This is a genomic window from Pontibacillus yanchengensis (assembly GCF_009856295.1).
GTDB lineage: Bacteria > Bacillota > Bacilli > Bacillales > BH030062 > Pontibacillus > Pontibacillus yanchengensis_A.
This window is the reverse complement of record NZ_WMEU01000002.1, coordinates 505,841-525,567: the sequence shown is the minus strand read 5'-3', so window position 1 is coordinate 525,567 and position 19,727 is coordinate 505,841. Positions and strand designations below refer to the sequence as shown.

General features: G+C 38.0%; 20 protein-coding genes and 1 riboswitch. Of the genes, 6 read left to right on the top strand and 14 right to left on the bottom strand.

What is annotated here, in order from left to right; translation table 11 throughout:
* Positions 1-9 precede the first annotated feature (9 nt).
* Together GLW08_RS09795 and GLW08_RS09790 are read right to left on the bottom strand one after the other, a co-directional pair.
* Positions 10-654: a PspA/IM30 family protein gene (locus tag GLW08_RS09795; RefSeq protein WP_160848435.1), complete on the bottom strand. Its 645-nt coding sequence runs from the start codon at positions 652-654 to the stop codon at positions 10-12.
* A 14-nt stretch (positions 655-668) separates the two neighbouring features.
* Positions 669-1,031 (bottom strand): flagellar basal body rod protein, encoded by a 363-nt coding sequence (locus GLW08_RS09790; protein ID WP_160848434.1) that lies wholly within the window; start codon positions 1,029-1,031, stop codon positions 669-671.
* 201 nt (positions 1,032-1,232) lie between these two features.
* Between GLW08_RS09790 and GLW08_RS09785 the strand changes: the two genes are divergently transcribed.
* The gene (locus tag GLW08_RS09785) at positions 1,233-2,006 is read left to right on the top strand and encodes a TraR/DksA C4-type zinc finger protein (protein WP_160848433.1); all 774 of its coding nucleotides are present in this window, start codon (positions 1,233-1,235) and stop codon (positions 2,004-2,006) included.
* Positions 2,007-2,100: 94 nt separating this feature from the next.
* Here GLW08_RS09785 and GLW08_RS09780 read toward each other — a convergent pair whose 3' ends face one another.
* A complete protein-coding gene (locus tag GLW08_RS09780) occupies positions 2,101-2,325 on the bottom strand; it encodes a hypothetical protein (RefSeq protein WP_160848432.1) in 225 nt (74 codons plus the stop codon).
* A gap of 122 nt (positions 2,326-2,447) precedes the next feature.
* Between GLW08_RS09780 and GLW08_RS09775 the strand changes: the two genes are divergently transcribed.
* Together GLW08_RS09775 and GLW08_RS21630 are read left to right on the top strand one after the other, a co-directional pair.
* Complete coding sequence (locus GLW08_RS09775; RefSeq protein ID WP_160848431.1) at positions 2,448-2,666, top strand: hypothetical protein; 219 nt, start codon at positions 2,448-2,450, stop codon at positions 2,664-2,666.
* A gap of 55 nt (positions 2,667-2,721) precedes the next feature.
* Positions 2,722-2,892, top strand: coding sequence for a hypothetical protein (locus GLW08_RS21630; protein WP_202406399.1), 171 nt, complete (start codon positions 2,722-2,724; stop codon positions 2,890-2,892).
* 369 nt (positions 2,893-3,261) lie between these two features.
* Here GLW08_RS21630 and GLW08_RS09770 read toward each other — a convergent pair whose 3' ends face one another.
* Both GLW08_RS09770 and GLW08_RS09765 read right to left on the bottom strand, forming a co-directional pair.
* Positions 3,262-3,657: a thiol-disulfide oxidoreductase DCC family protein gene (locus GLW08_RS09770; protein ID WP_160848430.1), complete on the bottom strand. Its 396-nt coding sequence runs from the start codon at positions 3,655-3,657 to the stop codon at positions 3,262-3,264.
* Positions 3,658-3,825: 168 nt separating this feature from the next.
* On the bottom strand, positions 3,826-4,143 hold the full coding sequence (locus GLW08_RS09765) for an RDD family protein (RefSeq protein ID WP_160848429.1): 318 nt from the start codon (positions 4,141-4,143) through the stop codon (positions 3,826-3,828).
* Between the two features lie 223 nt (positions 4,144-4,366).
* A riboswitch (SAM riboswitch) is annotated at positions 4,367-4,480 on the top strand.
* Positions 4,481-4,598: 118 nt separating this feature from the next.
* On the opposite strand from GLW08_RS09765, the gene GLW08_RS09760 reads away from it, so the two are divergent.
* Together GLW08_RS09760 and GLW08_RS09755 are read left to right on the top strand one after the other, a co-directional pair.
* Positions 4,599-6,302: an O-acetylhomoserine aminocarboxypropyltransferase/cysteine synthase family protein gene (locus tag GLW08_RS09760; protein WP_160848428.1), complete on the top strand. Its 1,704-nt coding sequence runs from the start codon at positions 4,599-4,601 to the stop codon at positions 6,300-6,302.
* Positions 6,303-6,340: 38 nt separating this feature from the next.
* Positions 6,341-7,324: a homoserine dehydrogenase gene (locus tag GLW08_RS09755; RefSeq protein ID WP_160848427.1), complete on the top strand. Its 984-nt coding sequence runs from the start codon at positions 6,341-6,343 to the stop codon at positions 7,322-7,324.
* Positions 7,325-7,376: 52 nt separating this feature from the next.
* Here GLW08_RS09755 and GLW08_RS09750 read toward each other — a convergent pair whose 3' ends face one another.
* The 9 genes from GLW08_RS09750 to GLW08_RS09710 form a co-directional block, all read right to left on the bottom strand.
* The gene (locus tag GLW08_RS09750; RefSeq protein ID WP_160848426.1) at positions 7,377-9,650 is read right to left on the bottom strand and encodes an ABC transporter permease; all 2,274 of its coding nucleotides are present in this window, start codon (positions 9,648-9,650) and stop codon (positions 7,377-7,379) included.
* Positions 9,647-10,399 carry an ABC transporter ATP-binding protein gene (locus GLW08_RS09745; RefSeq protein WP_272917067.1) on the bottom strand — a complete coding sequence of 251 codons (753 nt, stop codon included), beginning with the start codon at positions 10,397-10,399 and terminating at the stop codon, positions 9,647-9,649. The genes GLW08_RS09750 and GLW08_RS09745 overlap by 4 nt, the downstream gene beginning before the upstream one ends.
* Before the next feature lie 211 nt (positions 10,400-10,610).
* Positions 10,611-11,861 (bottom strand): DNA polymerase IV, encoded by a 1,251-nt coding sequence (locus GLW08_RS09740; protein ID WP_160848425.1) that lies wholly within the window; start codon positions 11,859-11,861, stop codon positions 10,611-10,613.
* Positions 11,862-12,797: 936 nt separating this feature from the next.
* Complete coding sequence (locus tag GLW08_RS09735) at positions 12,798-13,022, bottom strand: hypothetical protein (protein WP_160848424.1); 225 nt, start codon at positions 13,020-13,022, stop codon at positions 12,798-12,800.
* A 23-nt stretch (positions 13,023-13,045) separates the two neighbouring features.
* The gene (locus GLW08_RS09730) at positions 13,046-13,624 is read right to left on the bottom strand and encodes a hypothetical protein (RefSeq protein WP_160848423.1); all 579 of its coding nucleotides are present in this window, start codon (positions 13,622-13,624) and stop codon (positions 13,046-13,048) included.
* Positions 13,625-13,853: 229 nt separating this feature from the next.
* Complete coding sequence (locus GLW08_RS09725) at positions 13,854-14,981, bottom strand: M20/M25/M40 family metallo-hydrolase (protein ID WP_160848422.1); 1,128 nt, start codon at positions 14,979-14,981, stop codon at positions 13,854-13,856.
* Between the two features lie 131 nt (positions 14,982-15,112).
* Positions 15,113-16,660, bottom strand: a complete 1,548-nt coding sequence (locus tag GLW08_RS09720; protein WP_160848421.1) for an acyl-CoA carboxylase subunit beta — start codon at positions 16,658-16,660, stop codon at positions 15,113-15,115.
* A gap of 1 nt (position 16,661) precedes the next feature.
* Positions 16,662-17,492 (bottom strand): methylmalonyl-CoA epimerase, encoded by an 831-nt coding sequence (mce, locus tag GLW08_RS09715; protein WP_160848420.1) that lies wholly within the window; start codon positions 17,490-17,492, stop codon positions 16,662-16,664.
* Positions 17,493-17,510: 18 nt separating this feature from the next.
* Positions 17,511-19,163: an acyl-CoA mutase large subunit family protein gene (locus GLW08_RS09710; protein WP_160848419.1), complete on the bottom strand. Its 1,653-nt coding sequence runs from the start codon at positions 19,161-19,163 to the stop codon at positions 17,511-17,513.
* Between the two features lie 229 nt (positions 19,164-19,392).
* On the opposite strand from GLW08_RS09710, the gene prli42 reads away from it, so the two are divergent.
* Positions 19,393-19,548 carry a stressosome-associated protein Prli42 gene (gene prli42, locus GLW08_RS09705; RefSeq protein WP_152600733.1) on the top strand — a complete coding sequence of 52 codons (156 nt, stop codon included), beginning with the start codon at positions 19,393-19,395 and terminating at the stop codon, positions 19,546-19,548.
* The last annotated feature ends 179 nt before the right edge of the window (positions 19,549-19,727 follow it).

Below are 19,727 nucleotides of genomic sequence, written 5' to 3'. Positions count from 1 at the left end.
ATCATATTTTTATGATTGGACTGAAACGTTTTCTTTATTTTCCATATCTTTTTCTAATTGTGCTATTTTACTGTCAAATGTACTTTTGTAATAGGAACTGTTTACTTTGTATTCTAAATCTTGAATGTATTGGTCTAGTTCCCCGAAACGCGAATATGGCTTATCAGAAGACTCGTTAATCACGCTATCCATGCGGTGATGAGCTCTTGCGATATTTTCGCGCCCCATCACTTCCATTCGCTTAAGCTTCATGTCTTTTAATCGATGCTTCATTTCTTCATACTTTTGTTCTAACGTTTCTAGCTGGCTAGCTGCTTCTTGTCTTGATTTCTCCATCCGCTCAGCACGAGCTGTGTATTCTTCATATTCCCTCATTGCAAATTCTACCATTTGCTCTTCCCCAGCTTTTCGTGCAATTTCTAGTTGTTGTTTTCGCTTATCAGCCATATCTCTTGCCTGCTGAGCTTCTTTCGAAAACTCTTCTCGCAAACGATATTGTCGCTCTACAAGCTTACGTACTTTTTCTGTTTCTTGTTCACTTTGTCTAAGGTAATGGTTTAATGCTGCTACTGGATTTTTTTCTTCTTTTTCATCTAACATGTCGTGTAAATCAGCTGAAATAGATTCTTTAATTCGGGTAAATAAATTTGCCAATGTAATCTCTCCCTTTACGATTTATTTAATTCTGCCCATTGCTTTTCAAAATTAATAAATGGATCATCATCTTTTTGAATAGAATCGCCAACAACGTGATCATTGTTCTTCGATTTCCAGCCTTTGTAAAGTACATAAAGAACATAAGCTGCAGCTACTCCAATTAATGCGTATAAATTGGACACCGTAATGCTTAAGACAATTAAGCCCAATACGACCCATAAGACTTTTTTTGCTGTAGAATCGGTCTTCATAAATTTCTTGAAAATGATGTACAACAACCATACACTAACTCCAAGCAATATCATTGGACCTAAGTTAGCAAGAACTAGAGACAAAGCAACTAATCCAGCGATAAACCATAGAAATTGTTTCATGCGGTTGCCCTCCTTTCATCTTTCTTACTCTTATCATACCTGTCTCAAAAGGATTGCATAATGAGCTACAGCCATATTTTCAAGTAAGCCTTAAGACGTATATATCGTAAGCCTAGATGCTATATCTTAAAGCATGATTTCATTAAGGATGTAAATACTATATGTATGTTCGAAAAGTAAAACCTCCAAGGAGGGAAAACCATGTTAACAGAGAAACAAACCCAACAGCTAAAAACAGAATTGTACAGTCAACAAAGAGAGCTGTTGACCCATTTAGAGCAAAATGATCACTATGGCTTGGAAGACGAGTCCGTTCAAGAGTCCGTTAGTGAACTTTCCAATTATGATAACCATCCTGGTGATAATGCCACTTATCTATATGAGCGTGAAAAGGATATTGCATTAAATGAACACGCAGAAAAAGAGTTAAAAGATATTGTCCAAGCACTATATAGAATGGATCAAGGAAGTTATGGACGTTGCGAAGAATGTAATAAAGAAATACCATTCGAACGTTTGGAAGCCCTTCCGACGACCGTATATTGTAAAGAACACAGCCCAGACCAAGAAGAACATGAGCAACGGCCTGTTGAGGAAGAAGTGCTTCAACCTGGATTACGTAGACGTTCAGATGAATCCATTTCTACCGCATTCTATGACTCAGAAGATTCATGGCAAGATGTGGCCCGATACGGGACATCCGAAACACCTTCCGATTTCTCAGGTCAGGATATTGAACAATATGATGATACGTATATAAACTCAGATGAAAATGTAAGTTACGTTGAGGATTATGAAAACTTCACAGGTGTTGATATGTATGGCAATAACGTAACAGTGTATCCTAACGCCCAACATGATGAATATGAAGAAGACCTAGATGAATCCGGAATGATGTCGATAGTGGGAGAAATACATTATTCTGAAACAGATAGCTACCTTGAGGATGAAGAAGATCATAACGAACTGGAGTAACGTAAAAACAGGCATGCTAATCAAAGCATGCCTGTTTTATGGGGAAGAATCCTATTTCCTAAAGCCTACACACATAAACTACCTCTACATCGCATCATTCGTGGTTACGAACTTGGTCGTTAACACTTTTCCCATTTCTTTCTGTTGAATAGTTCACATCATCTATGTCTTCTTTCATGTAATAACTAGACAGTAATTCACCCTCTGTAACCCCATCTTCTTTATCTTGTTCATTAAACGCTTTACTGATTTTCATGTTAGCGTTAAATGCACCAGCTAATTTATTATGACTTTCACGGTTGATTTTAATTTTTTTCATAAGTGTGTACCTCCTTATTTTATTGTTCTTAGTATTGATTTTCCCATAAGAATCATTCATTAATCGTATTAAGAATAAGTCCATGTTAAGGGTAAATACTACGATAAAAAGGAGAATGTTTTTTGGAACATCAATTGTATGGCAAAAGCGGAGCTTACCCTTGTGTAGTCACCAATGATCCAGATAATGGACGCTACATGATTAGAAAAGAAGATACAAGTGGTGAGGTTTTTAATTCTAAAGAGGAATTAGTGAAATGGATTCATGCCAATTGGGAAATGAAACAATTCGAAAATCCTGAAGCATTCATCACTATGATGGACGAAATTGAAAAAGAATAATACATGCATGATACCTTGTGATTTGTAAAAAATAGAATGGAAAGGAGGGTCTACTATGACCAAACGCAAAGTTACACATGATGCTGCACAAAAAAATAACATGACACCTACAGAAAGCCTTGGAAATGTAGAGTTAAACGATGAAACGATTAGTCGTGAAAAGATGGAAAGAGTCTCTAACCGTAATTCCAAAAAAGGATTCCAAGGAGATAAAGAACATCGCTAGGAACAAAAGCCCAAGGCACCCGCTTAGCGACGTACAAACTGCTGCCCTCACGATGTGGGTTGGTTCGATGTTGCTGCACGATGCAGCGACCTTAATAGAACTTCCTTAAATCTTTTCAGAGATATAGGAACCATGAAGAGCGATGGCGATTCGATGTTGACTTATCGTAAAGAGGGGCAGGAAGTTTGCTAGTCGCTGGGCGCTGGAGCTGAACGTGGCCATATCTTTAGCAGGGTTATCCACTACCCGTTAATGATTTTCTAGACGATAATAAAACACCCCCATCAAAAAAGGCTTTGGGGCCATATTGAAAGAAACTCAGATTATATTTGAACATAAAAAAACCTCCTAAACGATAGGAGGTTTTTATTAGTCTAAAAAACGCTTTCTTGTTTCAGGTGAAGGCAAAGCACATTGATTTTTCTTCCCAAACCATTTATATCGATTATTAGCAACAAAGTTGTACACTTTATCTCTAATTGGTTTTGGAATTACAATAAACACATAGAGCAATTTCCATGCGCCAGCCAACTCCTTACATACTTTAAGCGCTGCAGTTGATTGGAAGTGTATCTGTTTATCATCTACTAAAACAAAGCTATCAACACTTGAAGAAATGCCATGCTGCTTTAATAATTTTTGACCGTGTTCACCTTGTAAGGACGCAAATGTAAATTGTTCTTGCTTGTCACGTTTTAAAATAAACTGCACACTTACATCACAGAAGTTACATTCACCATCAAAGAGAATAATTTTATTTACCATAGTGTATCACACCCATATTTAATAACTATTTTCATTATACCAAAAATGAAAAAGGCTTATGTTTTTGCGGGCTTCCCATGAACCACATCGTTCCTGCAATCAAATCTTAAATAGCACGTCGATTTTCTCGAATGTTTATCATGAAGATACTAATGATTACAGTAGTACCTAGTGTAGTGTAACCCCAGCTAAGATAAACTTGCCAAAGATTTCACGAAGTACCATTGTTGATAATATTAAAGGTTGACCATCTTTGGTAATATAAATATTAAATATTCGCTTGCCAACAATATAGCCGCTCCAAAGTAAAGGCAACAAAGTCATATAAAGAACATGGGAAAGCTCAAAGTAGATGGAGCCGTTAGCATCCACTAAAGAAAATTTACCTGTTACAAAAAAGATAATCGTAGCAACAACTATACCAAATAGTAAATAATCCAATAAATCAGCTAATAACTTCCTGCCAAAGCTTGCGTATTTAGGCATGAAATCTCAACTCCTACATTCCTTTAAGTTACCATTTAGTATTAAATACATTTAACTTTGTTGCAAGTAAAAAACTAACATATTTTGCTAACGACTCACTATATTAAATTAGAATATTCAATACAGAATTAATATTCTAATTTATCTAACAACTGTATTGACGTTTTAATGCAGTATAGGATATAATCCTATACAAGTGGAACAAAGAAAGTAAATTTAATATCTCTTATCTAGAGCGGCAGAGGGACTAGGCCCTGTGAAGCCCGGCAACCATCCAAACAAACGGTTTGGGAAAGGTGCTAATTCCTACAGGTCATGAGGATCTGGAAGATAAGAGGAGGACTGTACATATACACCCTCTTCTTAGGAAGGGGGTTTTTATTTTACCCTCTTCCTCCTTACCTGTCAGGCAATTTTTCCTAGTATCTCTCAAAATTTTAAGGAGGAATTGTTGTATGACACTACCCTATCATCAATATCAATTGGAGACGTTAAGTTTACACGGAGGTCAATCCCCAGATCCAACTACTGGATCACGTGCGGTACCTATTTATCAAACAACTTCCTACGTATTTAATGACACAGAACATGCTCAAAACCTATTCGCCTTAGCAGAACCTGGAAACATATACACTCGAATTGGTAATCCTACCATTGATGCTTTTGAACAACGAGTCGCCCTATTAGAAGATGGTGTTGCCGCAGTAGCTACTTCTTCAGGTATGGCAGCTATCACTTTAGCTATTTTAAATATAGCAAGTGCTGGTGATGAAATTGTTACTTCCACGAACCTATACGGTGGGACTTATAATCTATTTGCAGTGACGCTTCCAAAGTATGGAATTCACGTAACGTTTGTGGATGGAACGGATCCAGAAAGCTTCCGTTCAGCCATTACTCCTAAAACAAAAGCTATCTTTGCGGAAGTAATAGGAAACCCTAGTTTAGATGTGCTTGATATTGAAAGTGTTGCTGATGTTGCCCATGCTCATCATATCCCTCTTCTAGTGGATAGTACATTTGCTACTCCTCACGTCTGCAAACCGATTTCTTGGGGAGCAGATATTGTTATCCACTCCGCAACGAAATGGATTGGAGGACACGGAAATTCTATAGGCGGTGTAGTCGTAGATAGTGGACGTTTTAACTGGAATCACGAAAAGTTTCCTGGGTTCACTGAGCCTGATGAAAGTTATCATGGTATTCGATATGGAATAGATGTCGGACCAGCAGGATTTGCTGTAAAACTTCGTGTGCAGCTTTTGCGTGACATTGGTGCTTGTTTAAGTCCACAAAACGCATTTTATCTTTTACAAGGATTAGAAACACTTCACCTTAGAGTAGAACGTCATCTAGAAAATGCGCAGATAATATCTCGTTACCTAGAGGCGCACCCTGGAGTTGATTGGGTATCCTATCCAGGTCTTGAAAACCATCCATCCCACCAATTAGCACAGCAGTACCTTCATAACGGCTACGGTTCCATTATCGTGTTTGGTATTAAAGGTGGACGCGAAGAAGGACGAAAAGTAATTGACAATATACGTTTATGGTCTCATGTTGCCAACGTTGGAGATGCAAAATCACTAATCATTCATCCAGCATCGACTACGCACCAACAGTTAAATCAAGAAGACCTTGTTAAAACAGGTGTTACAGAGGATCTAATACGATTATCAATTGGATTGGAGTCGACAGATGATCTTATTAGTGATTTAGAATATGCAATAGAGCAAGCTACTGGCTTAAAGAGTGATTATTCCAATCATCAACCACCTATAGAAGCAGTGCTTTCTTCTTCCCTATATAGAGATGAACAAATCGTACGCCCTAAAACCATTGCTGTGTTTGGCGCTGATCGAACCAGTAAACCGGAAGAATTTGCTAAATTGGAGAGATTAGGTTTTTCTCTCTATTTTGAATATGAATCATTACCTGAAAAGACAGACATTGTGTATGCCCTAAGTAATCTTGGCATCGAAAAAGCTTCTTCAACGATAGATGACTCTTATTTCTTCATCACCCAGAACATCATAAGTCCGACATCCAAACAACGTCTGAACGATCTATCAATATCTTACAAGGAAACAGATAGTTTATATCGTGAAGCTCAACGTGTAAGGGCTCCAAAAAACACTTATGAAACAGCTAAAGTATAATCCTCTTTTTGATATGAGGCAGAGCAAGGAGGAAAAGCATGACTATTAAGATAGCCATTCTGGGTCTTGGAACAGTTGGGCAAGGAGTGTATGAGACACTCCTTTCTCATGACCAATATATATCCGAAAAGTTAGGTACAGATACAGAGCTCGTAGGCGTACTCGTGAACGATTCTTTGAAACAACGCAATCTTCCAAACCACATACCAATTACAACAAATTACCATGATATTCTTTCTAAAGACGTGGATGTCATCATTGAAGCGACAGTTGGAGATCACCCAGCTTTTGAGTACCTATCCCAAGCAATTCAAAAAGGAATTCATGTCATTACAGCCAACAAAGCAATGTTTGCTCGTTATGGAAAACAATTAATAGAAAAAGCTACAGAGAATCAAGTTCATATAGGTTATGAAGCTACTACAGCTTCAGGCACGCCTATTTTGCGAACACTCAAGCAATTGTTACAGGTAAATCAAATCGAAAAGATGGAAGCTATATTAAACGGTACATCGAACTATATCCTCACTGAAATGACGATGAATCACACCACTTTTGAAGAAGCTTTAGTGCAAGCTCAGGAGAAGGGATTTGCAGAAGCAAATCCAAGTAATGATGTAGATGGAAATGATGCATTTTATAAGTCCATGATTTTAAGTCAATTGGTTTATGATCTACAACCAAATTGGGAGGATGTGTATCGAGAAGGAATAGGGGAAATCTCAAATGAACAGATTCAACATGCGGCCCAAAGAGGGCAGAAGATCAAGCATATTGCAACTGTTGAAATGCGTAATGGAGAAGTGGCTGCATCCATACAACCAATGCAAATTGATGATGAACATCCACTTTACAGCGTAGATGGTGTAAACAACGGTATTACTGTCCATACTGACCTTTTAGGAACCTTCACCCTTACAGGACCAGGCGCTGGTAAATTACCGACAGCCAGTGCCATCATTGAAGATCTAGTTTATGTTTTTCATAAAGAAATAAAGCTAGAAAAGCAGTATATTTACTAAGAATCACTACATTAAAACCAGCATGGCTAGTTATGCCATGCTGGTTTCTCTATTAATCTTGTTGTTTTTTTAAAGCTTCTTGTAAGGAAACTTTCGTCACTTTCTTTCTGGAGAAAAATAGCGACACATAGTAGGTTACCATGATGATAACAAATCCTATACCAATCATTGGCCACGTTAGCTTCACCGGTAAGGAGAACCCTGTTTGCTCAACAAGGGATGCCATCATTTGATCAATAGCTAGCACACCAATTGGCACTGATATGATATAAGCTAACACGACAAGTGGTGTATAAATGTTCACAACTAACTTGGATATTTCCTTGTCTGTGTATCCCATTACTTTGAAAAGGGAGATCGATGGTGAGTTCTCCTCGACAATTAAATTTGTAATCAAGGTCAATACAATTACACCTATAAAAAACGCAAAAGCTGAAATCCCAAATATAGAATACCTCATCAGAGAGGATGTAGACTCAAAGTTTTCGATCATATCTCTTTTATCCTCTATAAATAGGATAGACTCTTCTTGAGTTGGCTCTTCATTCGTCCATTTTGCATTATAAACTTCTTTAGGATAACCTAAAAAGTCATTCACATTAGATTTTTCATAATAAATAGCATGACCAATATAGACATTCGAAACCCCTGTTATCTCTCTTGTAATCGTTTCTTCATTGTAGGCATTTCCTATTGTAAGTTGGTCGCCTTCTTTTATTCCCAATACGGTTGCTAACGGTTGACTGATGATAAAACCTTGTTTGGCTTTTAGATTTACAACCTTTTCTTCATCATTTAATAACTGAACCTGGTCTGTTTCAGGTTTAATACCATATATTGTAGCTTTTTGATCTACTGCTTTCCTATTTGCTCCATTCTCGTTCTTCACATTTATTTCACCAGCGGTAAATGTGCTACTCCCCTCTTCCACTTCATCTTGCTGCAATGTATTATAATATACGGCATAATCATATTGATAAATTTCCTTATAAGTCGTATCAATTAGGATTCCCATTGCATTGTAGGAAATAAAACCAAAGATTAGTAATATGGTTGAAAACATTATCCCAAGCAAGATATATAATGCTCTCGCTTTACTTCTGATAAGTAGGCGTAGGCGAAATCGTGACATGAATGTACCCTTATGAAAAAAAGGAAGATTTTCTAGCCATGATTTCTTTCCTGTAGACATATCTTTCGGACTCAGTAATGCTAAAGGTGACTGTGTTAACGGTTTTTTGATAACTAGATACGTCATGAATAATAAGATAACGTTTGGAACAATAAATCCTACCAAGAGCACACTCGTATCCCAATCAAAATAAGAAATTCTTGGTAAATTGTAATATTCAGAGTATAGGTTTGTGATAGGAATGGATAGTGCTGTACCTATTACTATGCCAGTAATAGAACCCACTACCCCTATAAAACCAGCATGCATCATGTAGTGGCGACGCAACTCACCTTTTCGATATCCGAGAGCCATCAGTGTACCGATCTCTTTTCGTTGCATCTCGATTTGACGTTTCATAATCATTAACACCATCATTACGGATAAGGCTAATATAAATAATGGTAATGTGGTAACCGTCGCTCTTGCTCCTTGGATTTCAGATTCAACAAACTCAATACGAGGATTGTCCTTTGCATTTAACCATTTTAGAAGAGAAAAATTACTGGTGACTGCTTCCTTTAAAGATGAAATATTTTCTTTCGTTCCATTTGCTCCTAATATCTGAGTTATCGTTTTAGATGATAAAGATTGAATGACATCCTGTGAACCAATACCAATCCCAAAAGAGTTAGGATCATTGATTAAGTCGCTTTCTCGTTCAAGAATATAGATATAATCTGGTAAGTACACAAATCCTGTTACAGTAATCGTTTGACTATTCACGTTAATCTTTTCACCAACTGAAAGATTATGTTCCTTAGCGAACACAGAGGATATGGCTACTTCATTATCCCCTGATGGCATTTCACCCTCAGAAATATACGGGGTATTCACCGAGTCAGATTTTGAAAATAATCTTAATGTTGTATCTTCTTGATACGTTACATCAGTGTACATTCTTTTTTCTAACGTTAGGTTGAATCGTTCTTCCCAATCCTTTAATTGACCATCGTCTATACTGCTTGCCACGATAAAATGAAAATCTTCTTGGTTATACGTTTGTTTAAACTCTTGATTACGATTATCTAAGGTAGAAATTGCCATGGATAAAGAGACATATAACATTATTGAAATTACTAATAGTAATGTAACCCCAATGTATTGAAATTTCTTTTCTTTCATATGCCTTATAATACTTTTCCATAGTGTCATACCCAACTCACCTTTTCCGGATTCATAGGTGCATCATTTTCATACGTATCAATGATTTCTCCACTTTTCATTCGAATAACTTTGTGGGCCATTTCCCCAATACCGTTGTTATGCGTAATAATACAAACTGTTGTACCGAACGTTTCATTTACATACTTCAAGAGACTAAGGATTTTTTTCCCTGTCTCCTCATCCAAAGCTCCTGTAGGTTCATCACATAACAATAGACGAGGATTCTTCACAAGAGCGCGAGCAATTGCTACTCGTTGTTGCTCTCCACCACTTAACTGAAATGGAAACTTATCTTTTTTATCCAACATTCCTACTTTTTCTAATATATCTTGCATATTCAAGGGGTTCTGACTAAGTTGCCTACCTACTTCCACATTTTCTTGAACCGTTAGTGTAGGGATTAAATTGTATTGTTGAAAGATGAAACCTAACGTATGCCGACGGTATTCTGTTAACGTTTTATCTGTCATGTCATCAAGTAGGTCTAGATCGATTTTAATCGTGCCACTATCATGTCGGTCAATTCCACCAATGACATTTAACAACGTAGATTTCCCCGATCCAGAAGGGCCTAAGATTGCGACTATTTGCTTATCCGGTACTTCAATGGAAGCCTTCTTTAATGCATGTACCTCCACTTCACCACTTCTGTAGATTTTGTTGACGTCTGTTAGTTCAATACTCATACGCTCAACCCCAATACTATAATTTGAAATATGAATATTAATATATTTCATTTCTAACCTCATAATACTATGAGGATGTATGGTTTACAACGGTTTTTTGAAATGAATTATTTTTATTATTTCAAATCAATACTAATGACTTAACAAATAAAGGTAACCTATATAGGTACATATAATGAATCCGAGATAGGAGTTTCATCTTTATAAATACCAAAGTATAAAAAATCACCCCTCGAGATTGAGGAGTGATTCACATAACAATTTATTTTTTATAGTCGTCTAGAAAATCCTTTTGAAAACTTGTGGTGGGCGAGCTATTTGCCTTATCTTGTGGTCGTAGTTTTTTGAAAGGATTCGCTCCGTATTTTTCGGTTAAGTGATCAATTGCTGTGTAAAGTTTTTCATTTTTAGCTTCATTTTCATAGGTGAACAAATTTAATTGCATCCCCGCTTCTTTTTTCTCAATAAAGTGCTGAGCAGTCACGCCCAATAGGCGTATGGGTTCTTGATTCCAATGTTCTTCCCATAGTTTTTGTGCCACATGATATATATCGTCTACCGTTTCAATATACTCTTGAAGTTGTTTACTTCTTGTTATGGTACGACGATCTGAATACCTTATCATAATTTGAATGTTCCTGGATATCACTTGTTTTCGATCCATGCGATCCGAAACTTTCTGCGATAATTTTCGGAGCATTTTTGTAATCTCGATATCATCCGTCGTATCATGGGGTAACGTTTGCGAGTTCCCGATACTTTTGAATTCTGATACAGCGTCCGGATCAACAGGTCTAGTGTCTATACCATTTGCACGCTTTTGTAGACGCTCACCGTTAATACCCAGAAGTCCTTTCAACTGTAAAACGTCTGCATTAGCAAGTTCATCAATTGTGTAGACATTGATAGAATTTAGCTTTTCGGCTGTTTTCTCTCCAATTCCATGCATTTCTCCTACAGGCATAGGCCAAAGCTTTGATGGGAGATCTCTTTTACGTAAAACGGTAATCCCCATCGGTTTCTTCATATCAGAAGCCATCTTGGCTAAAAATTTATTTGGAGCAATTCCGATACTACAAGGCAACTCCAATCTATCCAAAATGGTATCTTGAATTTGTTTAGCTATTTCAAGTGGAGTACCTAACTCCTCACAATCTGTAATATCCATATAACCTTCGTCAATGGAAACTGGTTGTACAAGGGGAGTGATAGTCGAGAGAATTTGAAAGATTTCACGAGAAGCTTCTCGGTAACGTTCAAAATTTGGGCGCATTACCGTTAATTCAGGACATAAACGCTTAGCTTCCCACAAAGGCATTGTCGTCTTAACCCCTTTTGCCCTTGCTTCATAACTACTTGTCACAACAATGCCTTTACGCTCTTCTGGATTTCCAGCAATAGCAAGTGGTTTTCCTTTCAAATCAGGATTACGCGCACTTTCGACAGATGCGTAGAAACTATTCATATCTACATGAAAGATGACACGGCCATTTTTGGGATACCACTTTGACATACACTCCCCCCTTTCCAACGAACATAGGTTCCTTATCTCATTATATCATATAAAATTCGCTTATATCGAACCTCCCCACTCCCATAAGGTTTAAGCAAATATTACTTCATAATAGCCACATTATCTTGAAGACTTGGATTCGAGATATATTCAAAAGGTGATGGGTCCGATACTTGAACCGTGGAAGGGGTTACGGTGAAGCAACTCGGTTTCCTACGGGTGAGCTGGTGAGCCTTCTCAGTCGCTTTGCTCCATCCGGGGTCTCACCAACCTCTTTCTCCCTCGAGAGTCTCCAAGTTCCCCTTCACCCCCAGCCGGGTAATGGCTATCGGACCCGCGGCCAAATGTTGTATGTCTGCCGAAAGGACATATAAGCTCTTATTTTTAGTGAAAACCCTCTTTGGGTAGATCTTGTGGACAAATAAAACTTTATTTTTTACAAACAGCGAACTAAATGTCCATTGGCTTTCTTGCCAAAGAATTTTTTGTTATAAACCAATTGTGATACTAGAACTTACTAGGGTTTAAACCGTCAGAAGATATTCGAATACCTCAACCCCTCTAACTCGCAATGTATCCGTTGCTCCCAATACTAGCAAAGGTGGCCATGGAACAAGGAGACTCCCGCCGGAGAAAGAGCTAGGCGAGATCCCCTGAGGGCGGTAGCTTGCCAGCTCGCTGGCAGTACGCGAGTTGTTCCACGGCCACCTTTATTCTAACTAAATCTACGGGTACATCGCTCTTTCTGTGCGATCACCAAAATTATCTCAACTTCAAGTCTTCAAGATTATGCCTCTAATATGGAACAACTAATAAATTTAAACTAACCTTTCTAGATTAGAACAACAACTAATGGTAGTTTCCTTTCTTCAGGCTATTTAGTGGACAAACAAAAAAAATCCTTCCAATTCTAGAACTGTTCGAATAGAACAATTTCTAATTGGAAGGATTTTTTTCCCCTTCATACATGCAAACGGCCACGTTACTCTTCTCTAATTCTTCATTCTCCTCATCTGCACTTCTTTCAACAGCACGATGATAAATCACATCAAATTTCGTTTTGGCCAGTCTGCGTTTGGCGATTGATTCGTATGGGTTATTTAATGTATCTAGTAATTGTTCTAATTGCCATCTCTCTTTTGCAGTTAAACGTACGTTCATAGAAAACCTCTTCCTTTAGCGTATTAGATTTTTTCTCGTGTTGCTGCCACTTCTTGATTTGAAGAGCTTTCTTTTTTCATTTGTACAGAGTACTCTTCAGCCTGAGCAAGTTTCGACCTGTACTCAATCCCAGCATGATCTAATGATTCTTTCTGGAATTTTTGTATATAGGACAAACCAGCAAAACCAGCCAATAAAGCTGTAACTACTACAGATAACTGATCATGTGCGCCTGACATAATGATAGTACTTTGTGCTATCACCCCAGCCCCTATTCCAATGATTAAATCACCTATTACACCTAATTCAAAAAGAATAGGATCAGTATCTTTGTTATCTCCAAAACGGATACCGACCAGGTACAAAATAAAGTAAACAAAAGCTTTCAATGTGATTAGTAACCCTATCAGACCTTTTTTAAAGGTTGAATAAGATTTTCGTTTCAACTTCCTAAAGTCCTTGAATTTGTAATCAATACTTACAATCGGCAATAAAATGCACGAATTCCGTTTGTAATGTCCAATCAATGCCCCTACCAAACTAACCAATATCGCCACCTTATAAATCTCCCAAAGTTCTACGATTGTTTTAAAATCTTCCATATCATCACCCTTCACATTATATTACTAATAGCATAACCTATTTGTTAGAATTTTCAATATATTTGACGACATTTGAATAAATAGTATTAGCTTATTTTACCATTTTATAGGGATATAGACAGGTTCACGAACATACGTTGGGACCTTACGCCTGTATTAAAAATTATAATCATAAGTTATGGTGCATAAAAAAACCAGCTTGAGAATGTACCCAAGCTAGCTTCTATATTTATTCAGCTGCAGCTTCTTCAATGATTGCCGTAACCAACTCTGCCGTTTTCTCTAATTCATCAAGCGAAATACGTTCATTTGTTGTGTGGATTTCTTCATACCCTACTGCTAGGTTTACAGTTGGGATATTAAATCCGGCAATAATGTTTGCGTCACTACCTCCACCGCTTTGAAGTAGTTCACTTGTTCGTCCAATTTTTTGTGCAGCTCTTCTGGCTACTTCTACAACTTGATCGCCCTCTTCATGCTTAAATCCTGGGTACATAATATCAACATCGATTTCTACACTTCCACCCATTTCTTCAGCAGTTTCCTCGAGTGCTTGTTTCATCTTTTCAACCTGCTCATGCATCTTTTCAGGTATAAGGGATCGAGCCTCTGCTAAAACTTCCACATGATCGCATACGATATTTGTTTTTTGGCCACCTTCAAAACGACCAATATTTGCTGTAGTCTCGTCATCAATACGTCCTAAAGGCATTTTTGCAACAGCTCTTGCAGCAATAGTAATGGCAGATATTCCTTTTTCAGGTGCCACACCAGCATGTGCTGTCTTACCTTTCACAACTACGTTTAATTTGGCTTGTGTAGGAGCAGCTACAACGATATTTCCTACTTTTCCATCACTATCAATTGCATATCCGTATTTAGCTTTTATATACTCAGGCTTTAATGCTTTAGCACCTCTTAAACCTGATTCTTCTCCTACTGTAATAATAAATTGGATATCTCCATGTTCAATATGATTTTCTTGTAAAGTGCGAATCGATTCTAGTATAGCCGCCAAACCTGCTTTGTCATCAGCTCCTAGAATTGTTGTGCCGTCGGTTACAACATATCCATCTTCAATGGACGGATTCACACCATTACCCGGGACAACCGTGTCCATGTGTGAAGTAAAATATATCGTATCTATTTCAGCACGATGCCCTTTTAAATTACAGATTAAGTTTCCAGCGCCATGACCAGTTTCCTCTTTGGAATCATCTTCTGTGACATCCAGACCTAGGTTTCTAAATTTATCTTTTAAAACCTCAGCAATTTTTGCTTCGTCCCCTGTCTCTGAATCAATCTGGACAAGTTCTAGGAATTCTTCTATTAGTCGTTCTCGGTTAATCTTTGGCATATTAATTCCTCCTAAAGCTATGTAAATTTATACTATATTTCAGTACTTTGTTTCAACATCCTTAGTAAAAAGAGGATGGCTATAACTTGTACGTTAGCGAAAGCCACCCTCTGTGTCAAATCATCTAGTTATTATAGCGGAATATTTCCGTGTTTCTTCTTAGGACGTTCTTCTGTTTTATTTTTTAACATATCTAATGCTTGGATGAGGGATATTCTAGTTTCTCGTGGATCAATTACATCGTCCACCATACCTAATCCAGCTGCCACGTATGGATTGGCAAATCGCTCCCGGTATTCATTAATTTTTTCTTGACGGGTTGCTTCTGGGTTCTCACTTTCCCGAATTTCTTTAGCATAAATAATGTTCGCAGCTCCATCTGGCCCCATAACAGCAATTTCAGCATTTGGCCAAGCATAGACAAGGTCCGCACCAATGGACTTACTATTTAACGCAACATAAGCTCCTCCGTATGCTTTACGGGTAATGACCGTTATTTTAGGAACCGTTGCCTCTGAATAAGCATAAAGAATTTTCGCTCCATGACGGATGATCCCTCCATGTTCCTGCTTAATGCCCGGGAAAAATCCAGTCACATCTTCGAATGTAACAAGGGGTATATTGAAGGCATCACAGAAACGTATAAAACGAGACGCTTTATCAGAGGAATCAATATCCAACCCACCAGCCATATATTTAGGCTGATTACAAACTAAGCCAATGGTTTTCCCTTTTAATCGGCCAAAACCAACTACGATATTTTTCGCAAAGTCTGGATGAATTTCAAAGAAAGACTCATCATCCACAACTTGATCAATAATGGTTCTTACATCATAAGGGCGAATAGGATCAAAAGGAATTAAATCTGTAAGATCAGGGCGGTAATGATCCTCTTCCCCTATCTCAATCTGCTTAGGTTTTGCTTCATTATTTGGAGGAAGATATCGAACTAAGTCACGTACTTTATCAAGCGCCTCCTCCTCAGAAGGGGCTTTCAAATGAGCGTTTCCACTCTTAAGGTTATGTACATGAGCTCCACCTAGATCTTCTGAACTGATTTTTTCTCCTGTTACTGTTTCAATTACTTTAGGTCCGGTAATAAACATTTGAGAGGTTTCTTCTACCATAATCACAAAATCTGTAATTGCCGGTGAATATACAGCTCCACCTGCACATGGCCCCATAATAACGGAGATTTGGGGTATAACACCCGAGTAGATGGAGTTTCGATAAAACACTTGACCATAGCCATCTAAAGAAGATACTCCTTCTTGAATACGAGCCCCACCCGAATCATTTAGTCCGATAAAAGGAGTGCCATTTTTGTAGGCAAGATCCATGGCTGCAGCAATTTTTTTGGCATGCATTTCCCCAAGTGCTCCACCAAAAACGGTAAAATCTTGTGCAAAAAGGTATATATCTTGACCTTCTATTTTACCAAACCCAGTTACGACTCCTTCTCCAGGAGCTTCTTTGCCTTCCATTCCAAATGCAGTTCCCCTATGCTCCACAAATGGGTTCAGTTCAACGAATGTTCCTTCATCAAGTAAATAGTCAATCCTTTCTCTTGCGGTCATTTTTCCTTTTTCTCGCTGCTTCTCTATTCTCTCGTCGCCTCCACCCATTTCTACTTTGCGACGTTTATCATATAATTCATTTATCTTATCAAAAATATCCATCCTATTCTCCCTCCTTTTCATGTTGACATAATTCCATTAACACTCCGTTCGCTGCTTTGGGATGCAAAAATGCCACCTGTGAGTTATGTGCGCCCTGCTTTGGTTCTTCATTTAAAAGAGAAATTCCTTGATCTTTATATTGCTGCAATCGTTCTTTGATATCTTGTACTTCTAAAGCCATGTGGTGAAAGCCTTCTCCTCGCTTGTTAATAAACTTAGCTATAGAAGAATCTTCATGGATTGGCTCTAGTAACTCTAATTGTGTTTCTCCTAGCTTCAAGAATGCCACTTTGACCCCTTCTGATTGTACTTCTTCGACTCCTGTAAGCCTTAACCCTAACGTATTGGTATAGAATGGCAAAGCATGCTCAATGTTAGACACAGCAATACCGATATGAGCTATTTTTTCTGGTGGATTCAAACTTGTTTGTGCTTGAGGGTGTATCAAGCGTTGAATGTATTTTGCAATCTCTTCTGTAGGAGTACCTGGTGTGAATATTTTATTGACTCCCTTTTCTTCTAAGTACGGGATATCCTCATAAGGGATAACACCCCCGCCAATGACAGGGATGTCTTCTGCATCATTCTTGGCAAGAACCTCCACTATTTTAGGAAATAAAGAGCGGTGTGCACCTGATAAAGAAGAAAGTCCAATGACATCCACATCTTCCTGTATAGCTGCCTGAACAATTTGGTCCGGAGATTGTCGTAACCCTGTATAAATAACTTCCATCCCATGATCTCGGAGTGCTTGAGCAATGACAAGAGCGCCCCGATCATGTCCATCTAGTCCTGGCTTTGCAATGAGTACTCGAATTGTACGATCCGCCATAATATATGTCCTCCTTCATTACATTCCTGTATATTCGCCATATTCCTTACGTAACACATTACAAATTTCCCCTACAGTTGCGTACGCTTTAACAGCATCTAATATAAGAGGCATTAAATTTATATCTGAATGTTTAGCTGCCTGTTCGATTTGACTGAGCGCTTGTTCAACAGCTTGCTGATCACGTTTCTCTCTTATAGATTGAGTCTTTTCTACTTGCTGTTTTTCCAATGCCTCATCCACTCGTAAAAGTTCCGCATGAACCTCTTCATCGATTTGATACTGGTTTAGTCCAACAATAATATCTTCGCCTTTTTCCATATTTTTTTGAGCTTCATAAGCTGCATGATGGATTTCGCGTTGCATGAATCCTTCTTCCACTGCTTGAACCGCTCCACCAATATCTCTTATTTGCTCGAGATATGAATTCACTTCTTCCTCAATTTTATCCGTTAGGTGCTCCACATAGTATGAGCCACCTAGTGGGTCCACTGTATCTGCTACACCGCTCTCGTTCGCAATAATTTGTTGAGTTCGTAGGGCAATACGAGCAGACTCTTCAGTCGGTAATGCCAATGCTTCATCACGAGAGTTTGTATGAAGACTTTGCGTTCCACCCATCACAGCTGATAACGCCTGCAGCGCTACTCGTACAATGTTGTTATCTGGTTGTTGGGCTGTTAAAGTTGAACCTCCTGTTTGTGTATGGAAACGGAGCTTCCAACTCTTTGGATTTTCTGCTTTATAATGTTCCTTCATAATTTTAGCCCAGATTCTTCGAGCTGCTCTAAATTTCGCTGCCTCTTCAAAAAATTGATTATGAGCATTAAAGAAGAATGCTAATCTCGGTGCAAACTGATCTACATCAAGACCTGAATCAATAGCTGAATCTACATAAGCCATGCCATTGGCTATCGTGAAGGCTATTTCTTGTACAGCAGTGGAACCGGCTTCTCGAATATGATAGCCTGATATACTGATTGTATTAAAACGAGGTAAATTCTCATGACAGTAACCAAATATATCGGTAATAATCCGCATGGAAGGTTTAGGAGGAAAAATATACGTACCTCGAGCAATATATTCTTTCAATATATCATTTTGAATCGTGCCTGTTAGTTTTTCTTTCGTTACACCTTGCTTTTCCCCGACTGCAATATACATACATAATAATACAGATGCAGGTGCGTTAATCGTCATGGAGGTGCTCACTTTATCTAATGGGATTTGATCAAACAATGTTTCCATATCAGCTAACGAATCGATTGCTACACCAACTTTTCCCACTTCTCCTTCAGACATGGGATCATCAGAGTCATACCCTATTTGCGTAGGCAAATCAAACGCAACCGAAAGACCTGTTTGGCCCTGATCTAAAAGGTAACGAAACCTTTCATTTGTCTCTTTAGCTGATCCAAAACCTGCGTATTGTCGCATTGTCCAATACCTGCTTCGAAACATGGTCGGCTGGATACCACGAGTGTAAGGATATTGACCGGGAAATCCTAATTTTCCGACATATTCTTCATCTACTCGATCTGGTGTATATAAACGATCTATTTCAATATGAGAGCTAGTTTCAAATGTGTTTTTACGCTCAGGAAAGCGCTCCGTTACTTTATCTGCTTCTTTTTCCCACTGTTCTTGTTGGCTGTGAAAAGATGAACTCATTCGCTCTTCCCCCTTATGTAATTTCTATCCTAATCGAATATTATTCAACGAAAGCTCAAGAAAACCCTTTCATTTTTTCGACAATTTTATTTTATCATGAAACAACCCTTATTTTGTTAAAAATTATCATAAGTAATGAGGAGAATAGCTTTGGAAAAAGAGAAGCTTGTTCTTTTTAACAAATCAAGTTAAAATAGCGTTAGCACATCGGGTGAAGGAGGATGTATCCGTGGCATCAAAAACAGCTAAAAAAAACCAACCACAAAATAGCGACGCTCCACGAAAACCATCCAAGCGTGAAAAGCGACAGAAGTTCATCATCTATTTGATGATTATTTCTATGTTGCTTACATCATTGCTTGCTGGAGCATCTATGTTTTTATAAAAAATTTTTTATGATGACAGGAATAAGACATTGAGACCCTAATCTCAATGTCTTATTTTTTTATATATAATTGATAAAGTATAGGATGCACCAACATGATGATACGGTAGTTACAAAATTAACTATAGTAAATAATCCATTTTAGTTCTCAAAAAATATTAATTCCCAACATTTTCTCA

Bases quoted from the DNA above. Each gene is read 5' to 3' on its own strand.
- GLW08_RS09755 (WP_160848427.1), top strand. From the start codon at position 6,341: ATGACTATTAAGATAGCCATTCTGGGTCTTGGAACAGTTGGGCAAGGA.
- GLW08_RS09770 (WP_160848430.1), bottom strand. From the start codon at position 3,657: ATGGTAAATAAAATTATTCTCTTTGATGGTGAATGTAACTTCTGTGAT.
- GLW08_RS09765 (WP_160848429.1), bottom strand. From the start codon at position 4,143: ATGCCTAAATACGCAAGCTTTGGCAGGAAGTTATTAGCTGATTTATTG.
- GLW08_RS09780 (WP_160848432.1), bottom strand. From the start codon at position 2,325: ATGAAAAAAATTAAAATCAACCGTGAAAGTCATAATAAATTAGCTGGT.
- GLW08_RS21630 (WP_202406399.1), top strand. From the start codon at position 2,722: ATGACCAAACGCAAAGTTACACATGATGCTGCACAAAAAAATAACATG.
- mce (WP_160848420.1), bottom strand. From the start codon at position 17,492: ATGGCGGATCGTACAATTCGAGTACTCATTGCAAAGCCAGGACTAGAT.
- GLW08_RS09760 (WP_160848428.1), top strand. From the start codon at position 4,599: ATGACACTACCCTATCATCAATATCAATTGGAGACGTTAAGTTTACAC.
- GLW08_RS09735 (WP_160848424.1), bottom strand. From the start codon at position 13,022: ATGAACGTACGTTTAACTGCAAAAGAGAGATGGCAATTAGAACAATTA.
- GLW08_RS09740 (WP_160848425.1), bottom strand. From the start codon at position 11,861: ATGTCAAAGTGGTATCCCAAAAATGGCCGTGTCATCTTTCATGTAGAT.
- GLW08_RS09750 (WP_160848426.1), bottom strand. From the start codon at position 9,650: ATGACACTATGGAAAAGTATTATAAGGCATATGAAAGAAAAGAAATTT.
- GLW08_RS09725 (WP_160848422.1), bottom strand. From the start codon at position 14,981: ATGCCAAAGATTAACCGAGAACGACTAATAGAAGAATTCCTAGAACTT.
- GLW08_RS09720 (WP_160848421.1), bottom strand. From the start codon at position 16,660: ATGGATATTTTTGATAAGATAAATGAATTATATGATAAACGTCGCAAA.
- GLW08_RS09790 (WP_160848434.1), bottom strand. From the start codon at position 1,031: ATGAAACAATTTCTATGGTTTATCGCTGGATTAGTTGCTTTGTCTCTA.
- GLW08_RS09785 (WP_160848433.1), top strand. From the start codon at position 1,233: ATGTTAACAGAGAAACAAACCCAACAGCTAAAAACAGAATTGTACAGT.
- GLW08_RS09710 (WP_160848419.1), bottom strand. From the start codon at position 19,163: ATGAGTTCATCTTTTCACAGCCAACAAGAACAGTGGGAAAAAGAAGCA.
- GLW08_RS09745 (WP_272917067.1), bottom strand. From the start codon at position 10,399: ATGAAATATATTAATATTCATATTTCAAATTATAGTATTGGGGTTGAG.
- GLW08_RS09730 (WP_160848423.1), bottom strand. From the start codon at position 13,624: ATGGAAGATTTTAAAACAATCGTAGAACTTTGGGAGATTTATAAGGTG.